Origin of the sequence: Streptomyces sp. NPDC007095 (assembly GCF_040634475.1) — a bacterium.
GTDB lineage: Bacteria > Actinomycetota > Actinomycetes > Streptomycetales > Streptomycetaceae > Streptomyces.
In genome coordinates this window covers 1-14,533 of record NZ_JBEYFS010000274.1, presented here as the reverse complement: position 1 = coordinate 14,533, position 14,533 = coordinate 1, and the positions used below count along the sequence as shown (strand labels likewise).

General features: G+C 72.4%; 12 protein-coding genes and 1 pseudogene. 7 read left to right on the top strand and 6 right to left on the bottom strand.

The genetic code is table 11. The annotated features are described in order from the left end of the window. On the bottom strand, positions 1–3,065 hold a 3,065-nt coding region (locus tag ABZ656_RS50465; protein WP_360278398.1), incomplete at its 3' end, for an FtsX-like permease family protein. 104 nt (positions 3,066–3,169) lie between these two features. Here ABZ656_RS50465 and ABZ656_RS50460 point away from each other — a divergent pair. Beyond that, complete coding sequence (locus ABZ656_RS50460) at positions 3,170–3,901, top strand: ABC transporter ATP-binding protein (RefSeq protein WP_101405695.1); 732 nt, start codon at positions 3,170–3,172, stop codon at positions 3,899–3,901. A gap of 68 nt (positions 3,902–3,969) precedes the next feature. Here ABZ656_RS50460 and ABZ656_RS50455 read toward each other — a convergent pair whose 3' ends face one another. Both ABZ656_RS50455 and ABZ656_RS50450 read right to left on the bottom strand, forming a co-directional pair. Continuing rightward, positions 3,970–4,818: a chitosanase gene (locus tag ABZ656_RS50455; protein ID WP_360278393.1), complete on the bottom strand. Its 849-nt coding sequence runs from the start codon at positions 4,816–4,818 to the stop codon at positions 3,970–3,972. A 20-nt stretch (positions 4,819–4,838) separates the two neighbouring features. Continuing rightward, on the bottom strand, positions 4,839–5,795 hold the full coding sequence (locus ABZ656_RS50450; protein ID WP_101405697.1) for a rhomboid family intramembrane serine protease: 957 nt from the start codon (positions 5,793–5,795) through the stop codon (positions 4,839–4,841). Between the two features lie 156 nt (positions 5,796–5,951). Here ABZ656_RS50450 and ABZ656_RS50445 point away from each other — a divergent pair, with 156 nt between their 5' ends. The 3 genes from ABZ656_RS50445 (at position 5,952) to ABZ656_RS50435 (ending at position 9,416) form a co-directional block, all read left to right on the top strand. After that, positions 5,952–6,671, top strand: coding sequence for a VWA domain-containing protein (locus ABZ656_RS50445; RefSeq protein WP_360278390.1), 720 nt, complete (start codon positions 5,952–5,954; stop codon positions 6,669–6,671). Beyond that, positions 6,668–7,228: a HutD family protein gene (locus ABZ656_RS50440; protein WP_360278386.1), complete on the top strand. Its 561-nt coding sequence runs from the start codon at positions 6,668–6,670 to the stop codon at positions 7,226–7,228. The genes ABZ656_RS50445 and ABZ656_RS50440 overlap by 4 nt, the downstream gene beginning before the upstream one ends. 526 nt (positions 7,229–7,754) lie before the next feature. After that, the gene (locus tag ABZ656_RS50435) at positions 7,755–9,416 is read left to right on the top strand and encodes a cytochrome bc complex cytochrome b subunit (protein WP_101405700.1); all 1,662 of its coding nucleotides are present in this window, start codon (positions 7,755–7,757) and stop codon (positions 9,414–9,416) included. Here ABZ656_RS50435 and ABZ656_RS50430 read toward each other — a convergent pair. Both ABZ656_RS50430 and ABZ656_RS50425 read right to left on the bottom strand, forming a co-directional pair. Beyond that, positions 9,391–10,359: an acyl-CoA dehydrogenase family protein gene (locus tag ABZ656_RS50430; protein WP_360278382.1), complete on the bottom strand. Its 969-nt coding sequence runs from the start codon at positions 10,357–10,359 to the stop codon at positions 9,391–9,393. The genes ABZ656_RS50435 and ABZ656_RS50430 overlap by 26 nt on opposite strands. Then, positions 10,359–11,504: an acyl-CoA dehydrogenase family protein gene (locus tag ABZ656_RS50425; protein ID WP_360278379.1), complete on the bottom strand. Its 1,146-nt coding sequence runs from the start codon at positions 11,502–11,504 to the stop codon at positions 10,359–10,361. Before ABZ656_RS50425 ends, ABZ656_RS50430 begins: the two co-directional genes overlap by 1 nt. A 46-nt stretch (positions 11,505–11,550) precedes the next feature. Between ABZ656_RS50425 and ABZ656_RS50420 the strand changes: the two genes are divergently transcribed. Genes ABZ656_RS50420 through ABZ656_RS50410 form a run of 3 tightly spaced genes read left to right on the top strand, consistent with a single transcriptional unit; the run spans position 11,551 to position 14,190 of the window. Continuing rightward, complete coding sequence (locus ABZ656_RS50420; protein WP_360278376.1) at positions 11,551–12,342, top strand: SDR family oxidoreductase; 792 nt, start codon at positions 11,551–11,553, stop codon at positions 12,340–12,342. 39 nt (positions 12,343–12,381) lie between these two features. Continuing rightward, a complete protein-coding gene (locus tag ABZ656_RS50415; RefSeq protein WP_101405704.1) occupies positions 12,382–12,993 on the top strand; it encodes a TetR family transcriptional regulator in 612 nt (203 codons plus the stop codon). A gap of 39 nt (positions 12,994–13,032) precedes the next feature. Beyond that, positions 13,033–14,190 (top strand): acetyl-CoA C-acetyltransferase, encoded by a 1,158-nt coding sequence (locus tag ABZ656_RS50410; protein ID WP_360278373.1) that lies wholly within the window; start codon positions 13,033–13,035, stop codon positions 14,188–14,190. Here ABZ656_RS50410 and ABZ656_RS50405 read toward each other — a convergent pair. After that, positions 14,174–14,464 (bottom strand): annotated as a pseudogene (locus ABZ656_RS50405) (nitronate monooxygenase); the annotation flags it as partial. The gene ABZ656_RS50410 and the pseudogene ABZ656_RS50405 overlap by 17 nt on opposite strands. Positions 14,465–14,533: the final 69 nt, after the last annotated feature.

Sequence of the window (14,533 nt, the reverse complement as noted above, 5' to 3'; positions counted from 1 at the left end):
CGGCGGGGGGCATCACGATCGGGCGCGGGGAAGGAGCGCCGCCCGGCGACTCGGGCGTTTCCGAACTCGCCGCGACAACGCGCCATGAAGTGGGCCGGCTCGACGTCGGGGCGGGCCCGCAGCGCGGCCGCGACCTTCGCGGCCCTGCCGGGGGCGGTGCTCAGCCACCATTCGGCGGGTGCGAGCGGAGCGCGTGCGCGCTGCGCGAACACGGCGTTCACGGCGCGCAGATCCAGCAACAGCGCGCCCCCGTCCGTCACTTCCGCCCCGCCCTCGTCCGCCGTTGGGTCCGATGCTCCCGCTGCGTCCGCGGTGATCCCGGCCCAGGCCGTGCCCGATCCGGTCGTCGGCAGCTCGCTCACCGACCGCACGATCGTCACCCGCAGCCGCTCCCCGTCCAGCGTCACGTCGATGCTCTCGCCCGGCACGGTCCCGGCCGCCCGCAGAAACGCCCGGGTGGCGACGGCCGCGATCCGTGCCGGGGGCGTGGCCCGCGCGGCGTCGAGGCGGACGGTGAACTCCGGCGGACCGGAGGGCGACTCGTCGCTCCCGGGCGCGGCGCCCGTCCCGTACATGACCGTCAACGGCGCCGTCTTCGACGCGGCCGGACGCAGGGCCGTCGACGGGTACGCCGCTCCGTCCGCCGTCTCCGTCCTGCTGCCCCGCCAGCGCACCCCGGCGGGCACCGCGACCGCGCGGGCGGTCCCGTCGGGGCCCGTGGACAGCACCCGTACGACGGTGAGCCGGTGCTGTTCGGGCTCGCCCGCGGGAACCGTGCCGTCGAGCTGCAGCCCGGTCAGCCGCAGCGGCTCTGCCGGCGTGGCGCGGGCGCCCGAAGCCGACACGTCCAGGTCGAGGGTGACCCGGTGGACCCGGCCGTCGACGGGGATCTTCCCGGCGCTCAGCCGGTACGGGATACCGTAGCCGTCCTCGACGACGACGGTGGCCAGGGGCGCGACTCCGGAAGGGGAACGCCCCTCCATCGCCCCCGTGTTCGTCTTCGCCCCCTCGCCGGCCTTCGTCCCCTCGCCCGTTGCCGCCGTCTCGTCGGTGATCCGCAGATCGAGCGCGAGCCGCCGGGTGCCCTTGGGCAGCGACACCGAGGGCCCTGCCGCCTTCTCCCGAGGCGCGAGCCCCCGCAGCAGCCGCTCCACGGGCCCGTCGGCGAGATCGCCGCGCATCAGCATCCCCTCCCCGGCATGCGCCGTGTCCAGAGCGAGCACCGTCGCCCTACGGCCGCCGGAGAGGTCCGTGGTGGCGCGGTAGGCGGGAGCGGCGTCCCGTACCCCGGGCAGCGCGGCGTACAGACCGGTCTGGCCCGGGCTGCCCGGCCTGCCGTCCAGGACCCGTACGGAAGCACCCGTCCCGAAGTCCGCCTGGTCGCCCTGCGACCGCTGCCACGAAGCGCTCTGCCCGATCGCCAGCATCCCGGTCGTCACCGCGAGGACCAGCAGCAGCACCGGCCCCGCCCCGCGCAGCGGACGCCGGCTGAACTGCCACCCCGCCAGCGCCGCGGGAAGGCCCCGCCCGCCGGCGGCGCGCCGCTCCGCGAGCCGCGCACCCAGGGGCAGCAGCCGCAGTGTCAGCACCGTGCCGGCCAGCAGCGCCAGTGCGGGCGCCGCGACCAGCAGCGGATCGACGCCCAGATCGCCTGCCCGGTCACGGCTGAGCGCGCCGCCGCCGAACGAGCCGGTCTGCCGGTCGAGTTGCCAGTACGCCACCGCCGCGATCAACAGCAGCCCCACGTCGGCACCCGCCCGCACCGGCGCCGCGCCCGCCGCGGCCCGCACCCGCCGCAGCCGCGCCGGCGCACCCGACGTCGCGGCCAGCGCGGGCGCCACGACCGCCGCCGCGCAGCACACCGCGACCCCGGCCGCGACCAGCCACACCTGGAGCACCGGAGCGTCCCCGAGCCGCACCCCGGTCCGGTCGAGGGACGACCACCGGGCGAGCAGCCGCACCAGCGGGCCGGACAACAACGCGGCACCTACCGCCGCCGGTACGGCCAGCAGCAGCGCCTCCAGCGCGGCGAGGCCCGTGATCCGGCGGCGCGAGGCACCCCGCGCCTTCAGCAGATCGGTCTCGCCCGCCCGCTCGGTGTCGAGCAGCCGGGCCACCAGCAGCAGCGCGTACCCGGCGAGCAGCACCAGCTGGACGGAGACGATCATCAGCGTGGACCGGGACACGAGCAGCGCCCGCCCGGTCCGGTCGAGCACGGCGGGCAGCGCCGTCCGCACGGTCGCGCCCGCTCCGAACGCCGGTTCCTTGCCCAGTGCTTCGGGTTCGCGCGCCGAGGCCTCGCGCAGCGCGTCGATCCCGTCGGTGGTCAGGCTCCGGTAGTCGGCCGTCGCCACCCACCCGGTGGTGCCCGCGGAGGTGCGGGAAGCGAGGACGGACGCGTCGGCGAGCAGCGGGCCGTAGGTGGTGAAGTCGACGGTGCGCACCCCGTGACCGCCGAGGGTGTCCAGCTGCCAGTACGGATCCGAGCTGTCGGTGACCCGGTACACGCCGGTGACCCGGACCGTCAGGGGCGCTCCGCCCAGCCGGTCGGTGAGCGCGATCCGCGCTCCGGGACGCACCTTCAGCCGGTCGGCTGCGACTTCGGGCAGCGCGACGGGCACGGGAGCGGTGCGCGCCGCCGGGGCAGGGCCGGGCGGTGTGCCCGAGACCAGCCTGATCCGCGACCGGTCAAGAGCGGCGAAGTGGGTGAGGTCCGGTTGCCCCGCGCGGGCATCGGTGCCCCGAAGGGACCGGGGCAGCGCGTACGGCCCTGAGCCGCGCAACGTCCGTACGGTCACCGGAAGCCCGGCGAAGGTCCGGCGCGCGCCGCGGACCGCCGCGTCCTGGGCCGCCGTCTCCCGGCCGCGGGGCACGTCGGCGCCGATGACGAGCGAGGCGGAGGTCGCGGCCGGGCCGCTCAGGTTCTGTCGGAGCGCCGCGTCCCCGACCGAGGCGGAGAACGCGGCGAGGGCGGCGAGCACCGAGGTGGTCAGCAGCACCGCGAGCAGGGCAGCGCCGAGCAGCACCCGATGCGCCCGAACGCGCAGCAACAACAAGCCCGTCACTCGTCCCCCACCCGATTGCCGAGCCGCCTCCTCGCCAACCCGACATGAATATCATGGGGTTTCCGTTCTGGGTACATGAGTTCCATTCCGCAGGGGGTGCGTCGATGACGGAGAACACCGGCACGCGGTCCGGTGCCGCCCTCGTGGGCGAGTCCGCCGACGAGCCGATGGTGCGGGTGGAGAACCTGCACCACTCCTACGGCACGGGCGCGGTGGCCGTGCACGCGCTGCGCGGGGCCTCCTTCGAGCTGCGGCGCGGCGAACTCGTCGCCCTCAAGGGCCGGTCGGGCTCCGGCAAGACGACCCTGCTCCATCTGATCGGCGGCCTCGACCGCCCGGACCGCGGCCGCGTCGTCATCGACGGCACCGACCTGTCCGCACTCGGCGAGAACGAGCTGCTGGAACTGCGCCGCGACCGGATCGGCTACATCTTCCAGTCCTTCGGACTCATCCCCATCCTCACCGCGGCCGAGAACGTGGGAGTGCCGCTGCGGCTGCGCAGAGCCGACCCCCGCGAACGCGAGGAGCGCGTGGCCCTGCTGCTCGCCCTCGTGGGGCTCGCCGACCACCGGGACCAGCGTCCGGCCGAACTCTCCGGCGGCCAGCAGCAGCGGGTGTCCATAGCCCGCGCCCTCGCCAACCACCCGGCCCTGCTGCTCGCCGACGAGCCGACCGGACAGCTGGACGCGCAGACCGGCCTGGCGGTGATGGAACTGCTGCGGGCGGTGGTCGCCAGTGAGGGCGTCACGGCTCTGGTCGCCACCCACGACCCCCAACTCCTGGGCCTGGCCGACCGCGTACTGGAACTGGGCGACGGCGAGGTCGTCGAGCACTGACGGCGCCCGACCGAACCGGGCGGAGGGGCGGCACCTCGGCGGAGGGGCCCCGGCACCGGGGGGAGGGGCTACGGCACCTTGTACGTCTCCCCGTACACCTTCCACTCCAGCGGTGTGCGCAGGTCCAGGTTCCCGTCGTACAGGAACATCCGCTGGGCCGTGTCGATGCGGGTCGTGTCGCGGTGGGCGCTCTCGGCCTTCATCGCCGCGCGACGGACGTCGAGGAAGATGTCGAGGTAGGCCTTCTCGGAGCCGCCCTCGGCGGGGGTGTCGGCCTGGGCCATGGCACGGCTGCGCAGGTCGTAGAAGCCGCCCGTGCCGGTGCCGGGCCCGTGCATGACCATGGCGTCGTAGTAGATGAACTGGCCCAGCGTGCCGAGGCCGTCGAGTTTGGCGCGGCGCACCGCGGGGTCGAAGTAGACGCGGTCCCGCTCGGCGTCCTGCGCCCTGCGGAAGGCGGCCACCGAGGCCTCCTTGCGCCAGGCCGCCGCAAAGCCCGGGTCGAGCCCCTTGTGCGAGTCCGTCCCGTCGACCTTGCGCAGGGCGGGGAGGTAGCGGGCGAGGCCGTTGCCCGGGTGGTCCTTCGTGTAGCCCTCGACCAGGACGAGCAGATCGTGGGTGCCGGTGCAGAAGCCGATGAGGCCCGCCGTGTAGCCCTGGCCGTCGCCGATGTCCTCGATGTAGGCGTACGCGCTGCGCCAGTCGAGCGTGGAGTTCTCCGCGCTCGCCACGAGCTTGTGCGCCAGCTCCTTCTTGTCCGGGGCGGCGAGGCCCGCGCCCGCCGGTCGCCCGGCGTCCTGGCGGGCCCGCGCGTGCCCGGCCGCCCCGCTCGCGTCCGTGAGTGCCGGGGCGAGGAAGCAGACCGCCGCCGCGACCAGGGGGAGCACCGTGAGCAGGAGGAGCCGGGCACGTTTCATGGGCTCAGCCTAGGGAGCGCTCAGGCCGCTCCGCTCGTCAGCTCGGACACCTTTCCGACGGCCGTGATCACCAGCAGCGCCAACAGCGCGGCGCACGCGGCCGCTTGGACCAGAGCCCGGCGGCGGTCCCGGGGTGCGTACGCGTAGGCGAGCGTGACCACGCCGCCCGCCAGCAGGCCGCCGAGGTGGCCCTGCCAGGAGGTGAGTCCCGCCGAGATGAGCAGCCACAGCAGCAGGCCCGCCATGAAGCGGTTCACGGCGCTCATGTCGGCGCCCAGCCGGCGGGCCATGACGTAGTACGCGGCCCCCAGCCCGAAGATGGCGCCCGACGCACCGAGCGTGGGCGTGTACGGCGCGATCACCAGCACGAGGACCGAGCCGCCGAGCGCCGAGAGCAGATAGAGCGTGACGAAGCGGATCCGGCCGAGCTGGGCCTCCACCACCCGGCCCAGGTTCCACAGCGAGACCATGTTCATCACGATGTGCAGAATCCCGAACGTGCCCCCGGTGGGCGGCAGATGGAGGAACGCGCCGGTCAGCATCCGGTACCACTCCCCGTCGACCACGCCCTCCGGGTGGAAGTCGTCGGGGTACTGGGCCTGCCAGACGTAGTGCCCGCCGTCGGGCCCCGTCAGCGCCGCGCCCAGCATCTCGAACCGGTCGACGATCGCCGGGCGCACCACCTCGCCCACATAGGCCAGCACGTTGAGCGCGATCAGGACGTACGTCACCACGGGCACGGTCGAGATACGGCCGCCGAACGCCGTGCGGGCCTGCCGGATCGTCCTGGCGCCCTCCTTCACGCACTCCACGCACTGGTGACCGACGGCCGCCTCGCGCATGCAGCCCGGGCAGATGTAGCGGTCGCACCGTGTGCAGCGCACATGGGACTCCACCTTGGGATGCCGATAGCAGGTGGTGAGGGCGGATTCGGTGGACTCGGCGGATTCAGTGGATTCAGTGGATTCGGATTCCACGACCGGCTCCTCGCGGGTACGGAGATCAGGGGGACGATGAGCCGGTGGGGTCGGCGGCGAACAAAATAGCGAACGCCCATGTGGGAGGGGGACGGCAGGGGCTGGCGGTGCCGTAATCTCGGCGTTTCCGCAACCTTCGCGCGATGGGAGCCCCGCATGGCCGGAATCAGCCTCACCAAGGTGGAGGAGACCGCACCCGCGCTGGTGAGCCTGTACAAGAGCGCCGGTGTCTCCCTCACCAAGCACGGGCTGAGCGGACAGCGGGCCGCGGTGTACCTGGTCGTCGACCACTCCGGGTCGATGAAGCCGTACTACAAGGACGGCAGTGTGCAGGCGCTGGCGGACCGGGTGCTCGGCCTGTCGGCGCACCTCGACGACGACGGCACCGTCCCCGTCGTCTTCTTCTCCACGGACATCGACGCGGTCACGGACATCGCGCTCGACAACCATCAGGGCCGGGTGGAGGAGATCGTGGCCGGGCTCGGCCACATGGGGAAGACCAGTTACCACCTGGCCATGGACGCGGTCATCGACCACTACCTCGACAGCGGCTCCAAGGACCCCGCCCTGGTCGTCTTCCAGACCGACGGCGGCCCCATCAACAAACTCGCCGCCGAACGGTACTTGTGCAAGGCGGCGAAGCTTCCGCTGTTCTGGCAGTTCATAGGGTTCGGTGACCCGGACAGCAAGCAGTTCGATTTCCTGCGCAAACTCGACGAGCTGCCGGTGCCGCACAAGCGGGTCGTCGACAACGCCGGTTTCTTCCACGCGGGTTCGGAACCTCGGAAGGTCTCCGACGCCGAGCTGTACGACCGGATCGTGGGCGACTTCCCCCAGTGGCTGACGGCCGCGCGCGAGCGGGGGATCGTCCAGTGACCGTGCGTGTCCTGCCGGCCGCCGGGCGGGTCGGTGTGCCCTGGAAGAACGGTGGCGGGGTGACGCGCGAGATCGTCGCCCGGCCCGAGGGCACGGACATGGGGGACTTCGAGTGGCGGGTGAGCGTGGCCGACGTCGGTGGCGACGGGCCGTTCTCGGCGTTCGCCGACGTGGACCGGATCCTCACCATGGTCGAGGGGGAGGGGATGGACCTGACCGTCGGCGGCGAACACCGCCGGGTCGACACGCGGTTCGACCCACAACGCTTCCCCGGTGACCTGCCGACCGACTGCCGTCTGATCGGCGGCCCGGTCGTCAACCTCAACGTCATGTGGCACCGGGGCGCCGCCGCGACCCCCACCGTCACGGTCGCCGCCCCCCGCCGATCCCTCGCCCTCCCGGCGGGCCCGGCCGTCCTTGTCGTCGCCCTCGACGGCACGGCCGAGGTGTCCGGGGTGACTCTCGGGCGCTACGACGCCGTGCTCCTGACCAGCGAGAAAACAACACTCCACGCAACCGCCCACACCGCCGTGATCACCCTCCACCCGGCAGCCTGAGCCACCGCCCGGTTCTCGCCCCCGCCGCCCCTACCCATTCCCGTCCCCTGGGGACTCCGCCCCCAGCCCCCCGCATCGGCCTGAACGGCCTCGTCCTCAAACGCCGGACGGGCTGGGGCTTTTGGGGCGCGGGGACCTGCGTGATCAGCCCCCTCCGGCCGTCAGTCGAGCGTCTACGGACGGGCTGGGGCTTTTGGGGCGCGGGGACCTGCGTGATCAGCCCCGTCCGGCCGTCAGTCGAGCGTCTACGGACGGGCTGGGGCTTTTGGGGGCGCGGGGACCTGTGCGATCAGCCCCGTCCGGCCGTCAGTCGAGCGTCTACGGACGGGCTGGGGCTTTTGAGGGCGCGGAAACCTGCGTGATCAGCCCCCCCACCCGCAGGTCGAGCGCCCGCCCGGGGGGCTGGGGGCGGAGCCCCCTGGGATGGGACGGGTAGGGGCGGCGGGGGCGAGGGACAGGTGGGGGGTGACGCGCCGTTGGCTTCGGGGTGGTGTCGTGCCACCCTGGTGGGCCGAGGGGGTGACCCATGGACGCGGGAGAGATCAAATCCGGTCGGGGGCAAGGGACTTCACGTGCGGGGCGGCGGGGCGAGACGCCGGGGGGCGAGCGGCTGGCGGACTGGGCCGACGGCCGGCTCGGCCTCTACGCGCTGGCCAAGGCCAACATGCGCAAGGTCTTCCCGGACCACTGGTCCTTCATGCTCGGCGAGGTCTGCCTCTACAGCTTCCTGATCCTGATCCTGACCGGCGTCTACCTCACGCTCTTCTTCGAGCCGAGCGCCTCCGAGGTCGTCTACCACGGCCCGTACGAGCCGCTCAACGGCATCCTCATGACCCGCGCCTACGAGTCCACCCTCCACATCAGCTTCGAGGTCCGCGGCGGACTCCTGGTCCGGCAGATCCACCACTGGGCGGCGATCGTCTTCCTCGCCGGCATGCTCGTGCACATGATGCGCGTCTTCTTCACCGGCGCGTTCCGCAAGCCCCGCGAGGTCAACTGGCTGTTCGGCTGGACCCTGTTGATGCTCGGCCTGATCACCGGCCTGACCGGCTACTCGCTCCCCGACGACCTGCTCTCCGGCACCGGCGTCCGCTTCGCCCAGGGCGCGATCCTGTCGGTCCCGATCGTGGGAACGTACCTCTCCTTCTTCCTCTTCGGAGGCGAGTTCCCGGGCCACGACATCATTCCGCGCTTCTTCCCGATCCATGTCCTCCTGCTGCCGGGCATCATGCTGGGCCTGGTGGTCGCCCATCTGATCCTGGTCTTCTACCACAAGCACACGCAGTACCCGGGACCCGGACGCGACCAGAAGTCCGTCGTCGGGATGCCGTTCATGCCGGTCTACATGGCCAAGGCGGGCGGGTTCTTCTTCCTCGTCTTCGGGGTGCTGTCGCTGATGGGGGCGATCGCGACCATCAACCCCGTCTGGGCCTTCGGCCCCTACCGGCCGGACCTGGTGACGACCGGCGCACAGCCCGACTGGTACCTCGGCTTCTCCGAGGGGCTCATCCGGGTGATGCCGGGATGGGAGATCAACGCCTGGGGCCACACCCTCCAACTGGGCGTGTTCATCCCCTTCTCCCTCTTCCCGCTGATCATGACCGCCATCGCCGTCTACCCGTTCATCGAGGCGTGGATCACCGGGGACGGACGGGAACACCACATCCTGGACCGGCCGCGCAACGTCCCCACCCGCACCGGGATCGGCGTCGCCTGGCTGACGCTGTACGGAGTGCTGCTGGTCGGCGGCGGCAACGACCTGTGGGCCACCCACTTCCACCTCTCCATCAACGCCATCACCTGGTTCGTACGGGTCTCCTTCTTCGTCGCCCCGGCCCTCGCCTTCGTCGTCACGCGCCGGATCTGCATGGGACTCCAGCGACGGGACCGCGACAAGGTGCTGCACGGAAGGGAGTCCGGGATCATCCGGATGCTTCCGCACGGCGAGTACGTCGAGGTGCACGAACCGCTCTCACCGGCGCAGCGGTTCACGCTCACCCAGCACGAGCAGCCTCCGCCGTACGAGGTGGGACCGCTCGTGGACGCGAACGGCGTCGCCCGCCGGGTCGGCCCCGGCCGCAGGCTGCGCGCCCGGCTCGCCCGCGCCATGTACGGGCCCGACACCCAGATCCCGAAGCCGACGCCGGAGGAGTACCGGGAACTCACCGGCGGCGATCACCACCACTGAGCACCTCGGCCCGGCACTGGGCCGGGGTGCCCCACGCGGTACGCAGTGCACGGGCCTTGGCCAGCCACAGGGACAGGTCGTACTCCGCGGTGTAGCCGATCGCGCCGTGCAGCTGGAGCGCCGTGCGCGCGGTGGCGTACGCGGCCTCGCAGGCCGTGACCTTGGCTGCGGCCACGTCGGCGGGCGCCATCGTCAGGGCCGCGCCGAACAGCAGCGGCCGCGCGAACTCCAGGGCGATCTTCGCGTCGGCGAGGCGATGCCTGACCGCCTGGAACGAGCCGACGGGGACGCCGAACTGGGTGCGCTGCTTGACGTAGGCGACGGTCCGGTCGAGGAGTGCGAGGCCGACGCCGAGGGCCTGGGCGGCGGTGGCGAGCCGGGCCCAGCCGAGGGCATGGGCGACGGGAGGGGCGGTGGAGAGCAGTTCACCGCCCGGTGCCAGGGGCGTGAGGCGGCGGGCGGGGTCAAGGGAGGTGCGTACCGGGCCGTGGCCGGGCGCCAGACGCAGTCCGTCGGCGGCCAGGGCGAGGCGGGTGGTCGCCGCGTCGCCGTCCAGCGCGTACGCCCCGTCGAGGGCCAGCGTCGCCGACGCCTCGCCCGAGGCCAGCGACGGGAGCAGCCGCCCGGCGGGAAGGCGGTCCGCCAGCTCGGCCAGCAGGGCGGCCGCCGCGACCGTCTCCACCAGCGGCCCGGGCACCGCGTGCCGGCCCAACTCGATGAAGCCCACGGCCAGTTCCACCGGACGCGGGCCCATCCCCTCGTACGCCTCCGGCACCGCGAGCGCGAACACGCCCGCCTCGGCGATACGGGACCACAGCGCGCGGCCGCCGCCCTGGTCGCCGCGGCTCCAGTCCCGCACGACCGACGGAGTGTCCGCGGCCGTCAGCATCGCGTCCAGCGAGTCGGCGAACGCGTGCTGCTCGGTGTCGAGGAGGAAGCGCATCAGCGGCGGCCCTTCGGGAGGCCGAGCAGGCGCTCGGCGATGATGTCGCGCTGGATCTCGTTGGTGCCGGCGTAGATCGGACCGGCGAGCGAGAAGACGTACCCCTCGGACCAGTCCGTGTCCGCCGACTCGCCGTCCGGGCCGAGGAGATCGAGGGCCGTCTCGTGCAGCGCGATGTCGTACTCGGACCAGAAGACCTTGTTCAGACTGGACTCCGGGCCCATGGTCCCGCCGTCGAGGAAGCGGGAGGCGTGGGCGTAGGTGAAGAGCTGGTAGGCGCGGGCGCCGATCACCGCGTCGGCCACCCGGTCGCGCAGCGCCGTGTCCGAGGGGTCGGCGCGGCCGCGCCACAGGGCCACCAGACGGTCCGCGGCGGCGAGGAAACGGCCCGGTGAACGCAGCGTCAGCCCTCGCTCGTTGCCCGCCGTCGACATGGCGACCCGCCAGCCCCCGCCCGGCTCGCCGATCACGTCCTGGTCCGGGACGAAGACCTCGTCGAGGAAGACCTCGGCGAAGGCCGGTCTGCCGTCCAGGCGGCCGACGGGGCGCACGGTGACCCCGGGCGCGCGCAGGTCGAACATCAGGTAGGTCAGGCCCTGATGAGGCCTCGGCGTGTCCGGCTCGCTGCGGAAGAGACCGAACGCGCGGTCGGCGAAGGCGGCCCGCGACGACCAGGTCTTCTGCCCGCTCAGCAGCCAGCCCCCGTCCGTACGCACCGCACGCGAGGTGAGCGAGGCCAGGTCGGACCCCGCCTCCGGCTCGGACCACGCCTGCGCCCAGACGACCTCCCCGGTGGCCATGGAGGGCAGGATCCGGGCGCGCTGTTCCTCCGTGCCGTGGTCGAACAGGGTGGGCGCGAGGAGGTTGATGCCGTTCTGGCCGACCCGGCCCGGCGCGCCCGCCGCGTAGTACTCCTCCTCGAACGCCAGCCAGCGCACGATGTTCGCGCCCCGGCCGCCGTACACCTCCGGCCAGGACACCACCGACCAGCGGTCGGCGGCGAGTTCGGCCTCCCACACGCGGTGTGCCGCGAAGCCCTCCTCGGTCTCCAGGGACGGGAGAGGCGTTTGTGGCACATGGGCGGCGAGCCAGGTCCGGGCCTCGGCGCGGAAGGCCTCGTCGGCGGGGGAGAGGGTCAGATCCATCGGCAGCACCTTCCCTAACAAGTGTTTGGTAGGTTAGCGTGGAGGTATGAGCGACGTCGAGAGTCCGGCGTACGTCACCGGGCACGGGCTGCTGGCCGGGCGCACCGCCGTCATCACCGCCGCCGCGGGCGCGGGCATCGGCGGGGCGACGGCGCGCAGGTTCCTGGAGGAGGGGGCGCGGGTGGTCATCAGTGACGCCCACGTCCGCCGCCTCAAGGAGAGCGAAGAGGCCCTCGCCGCGGAGTTCGGCGTGGCGAACGTCGCCTCGCTGCCGTGCGACGTGACGGACGAGCAGCAGGTGGAAGCCCTGTTCGCGCTGGCGGGAGACGTCCACGACGGCCTGGACATCGTCGTCAACAACGCGGGCCTCGGCGGCACTTGCGCCCTCGTCGACATGACCGACGAGCAGTGGTCGCGGGTGCTGGACGTGACACTGAACGGCACGTTCCGGTGCACCCGGACCGCCCTGCGCCGTTTCAGGGACCAGGGCGGCGGCGGAGTCGTCGTCAACAACGCCTCCGTCATCGGCTGGCGCGCCCAGACCGATCAGGCGCACTACGCCGCCGCCAAGGCGGGCGTCATGGCCCTCACCCGGTGCGCGGCCGTCGAGGCCGCCGAGTACGGGGTGCGCGTCAACGCGGTCTCACCGAGTCTCGCCATGCACCCGCACCTGGTGAAGGTGACCACGCCCGAGCTGCTGGAGGAACTGACGGGCCGCGAGGCCTTCGGCCGCTACGCCGAGCCCTGGGAGGTGGCCAACGTGATCGTGTTCCTGGCGTCCGGCTACTCCTCGTACATGACCGGCGAAGTCGTCTCCGTCAGCAGCCAACATGCGTAGGGCGCCGTCGGACGGCACCTCTGGGACCACAATGGAACCGTGCCTACCAAGAAGAAGCCCCAGGTGACCGCCACCCCCGAGCGGCGCCGCGAACTCCTCGACACCGCCGCGGAGGTCTTCGCCGAGCAGGGCTACAACGCCACCACCGTACGCAAGATCGCGGACGAGGCCGGGATGCTCGCGGGCAGCCTCTACTACCACTTCGACTCCAAGGAATCGATGCTGGAGGAGATCCTGCGGACCTTCCTCGACGAGCTCTGGGAAGGCTACGACGCCGTCCTGGACGCCGAACTCGACCCGCGGCGGACGCTGGAGGCCCTGGTCACCGAGTCCTTCCGGGAGATCGACCGGCACCGTGCCGCCGTCGCCATCTACCAGAAGGAGTCCCGGCACCTCGCCGCCCAGCAGCGCTTCGCCTTCCTCGCCGAATCGCAGCGCAACTTCGAGAAGGCGTGGCTGAGCACGCTGGAGCGCGGCGTGGCCGCCGAGGTCTTCCGGGCCGACCTCGACATCCGGCTCACCTACCGCTTCGTGCGCGACACGGTGTGGGTCGCCGCGTCCTGGTACCGGCCCGGCGGACAGCACAGCCCCGAGGAGATCGCCCGGCAGTACCTGTCGATGGTGCTGGACGGGATCTCCGTACGCGAATAGCCCATGTCTGCGATAGCCCATGTCTGTGAGGGAGTTGTCATGGCCGAGGCCTACATCGTCGAAGCGGTCCGTACGCCCGTCGGGCGGCGCGGGGGAGGCCTGAGCGGTGTCCACCCGGCCGACCTCGGCGCGCATGTCCTCAAGGCGCTGGTGGAGCGCTCCGGAGTGGACCCGGCCGCCGTCGAGGACGTCGTCTTCGGCTGCCTGGACACCGTGGGACCGCAGGCCGGGGACATCGCCCGCACCTGCTGGCTGGCGGCCGGGCTCCCCGAGGAGGTGCCGGGCGTCACCGTCGACCGGCAGTGCGGCTCCTCCCAGCAGGCCGTGCACTTCGCCGCCCAGGGCGTCCTGTCCGGCACCCAGGACCTGGTGGTCGCGGGCGGCGTGCAGAACATGAGCCAGATCCCCATCGCCTTCGCCTCCCGCCAGGCCGCCGAACCCCTCGGCCTCACCGAAGGCCCCTTCGCCGGCAGCGAGGGCTGGCGGGCGCGCTACGGCGACCGGCCCGTCAACCAGTTCGCCGGCGCCGAGATGATCGCCGCCAAGTGGGGCATCAGCCGCCGCGACCAGGAGGAGTTCGCCCTCCGCTCGCACCGGCGGGCGATCCGCGCCATCGACGAGGGCCGCTTCGCCCGCGAGACCGTGGCCTACGGCGAGGTCACCGTCGACGAGGGCCCGCGCCGGGACACCTCACTGGAGAAGATGGCGGGCCTGAAGCCGGTCGTCGAGGGCGGCACCATCACCGCCGCCTGCTCCTCCCAGGTCTCCGACGGCGCCGCCGCGATGCTGCTCGCCTCCGAGCGGGCGGTACGGGAGCACGGGCTGACCCCGCGCGCCCGCGTCCACCACCTCTCCGTACGCGGCGAGGACCCCATCCGCATGCTGTCCGCGCCCATCCCGGCCACCGCGTACGCCTTGAAGAAGACCGGCATGTCCCTCGACGCCATCGACCTCGTCGAGATCAACGAGGCCTTCGCCCCGGTCGTCCTCGCCTGGCTCAAGGAGACCGGCGCCGACCCGGAGAAGGTCAACGTCAACGGCGGCGCCATCGCTCTGGGGCATCCGCTGGGGGCGACGGGCGTGAAACTGATGACGACGCTCCTGCACGAACTGGAGCGCACCGGCGGCCGGTTCGGCCTCCAGACGATGTGCGAGGGCGGCGGCCAGGCGAACGTGACGATCATCGAACGGCTCTGATACCCAGCGCGCCGAGAGTCTCGTCCGCCTGTGTCATCACCCGCTCCACCAGCTCCTTGCACGACGGCAGATCCTCGATCACCCCCGCGACCTGTCCCGACGCCATCACTCCCAGGTCCGTACGCCCGTCCACCATGGAGGCCTTCAGGAGCATCGGCGTGTTCGCGGCGAGCAGCACCTGGCTCCAGGTCAGCTCCTTGCCGTGCCTCATGGCGAGACCGTCGCGGACCATCCGCGACCAGGAGAGCCCGGACATCCTCCGGAACCCGGCGGCCCGGTGTCCTTCACCAACGCCTTCCACGGGATGTCGCTGGGCTCGCTCGCCGTGACCGGGAACGCCTTC

What these genes read in the sequence shown, in the direction of transcription:
- ABZ656_RS50430 (WP_360278382.1), bottom strand. Translation starts at nt 10,359, where the DNA reads ATGCGCTTCCTCCTCGACACCGAGCAGCACGCGTTCGCCGACTCGCTG.
- ABZ656_RS50455 (WP_360278393.1), bottom strand. Translation starts at nt 4,818, where the DNA reads ATGAAACGTGCCCGGCTCCTCCTGCTCACGGTGCTCCCCCTGGTCGCG.
- ABZ656_RS50420 (WP_360278376.1), top strand. Translation starts at nt 11,551, where the DNA reads ATGAGCGACGTCGAGAGTCCGGCGTACGTCACCGGGCACGGGCTGCTG.
- ABZ656_RS50460 (WP_101405695.1), top strand. Translation starts at nt 3,170, where the DNA reads ATGACGGAGAACACCGGCACGCGGTCCGGTGCCGCCCTCGTGGGCGAG.
- ABZ656_RS50435 (WP_101405700.1), top strand. Translation starts at nt 7,755, where the DNA reads ATGGACGCGGGAGAGATCAAATCCGGTCGGGGGCAAGGGACTTCACGT.
- ABZ656_RS50445 (WP_360278390.1), top strand. Translation starts at nt 5,952, where the DNA reads ATGGCCGGAATCAGCCTCACCAAGGTGGAGGAGACCGCACCCGCGCTG.
- ABZ656_RS50410 (WP_360278373.1), top strand. Translation starts at nt 13,033, where the DNA reads ATGGCCGAGGCCTACATCGTCGAAGCGGTCCGTACGCCCGTCGGGCGG.
- ABZ656_RS50425 (WP_360278379.1), bottom strand. Translation starts at nt 11,504, where the DNA reads ATGGATCTGACCCTCTCCCCCGCCGACGAGGCCTTCCGCGCCGAGGCC.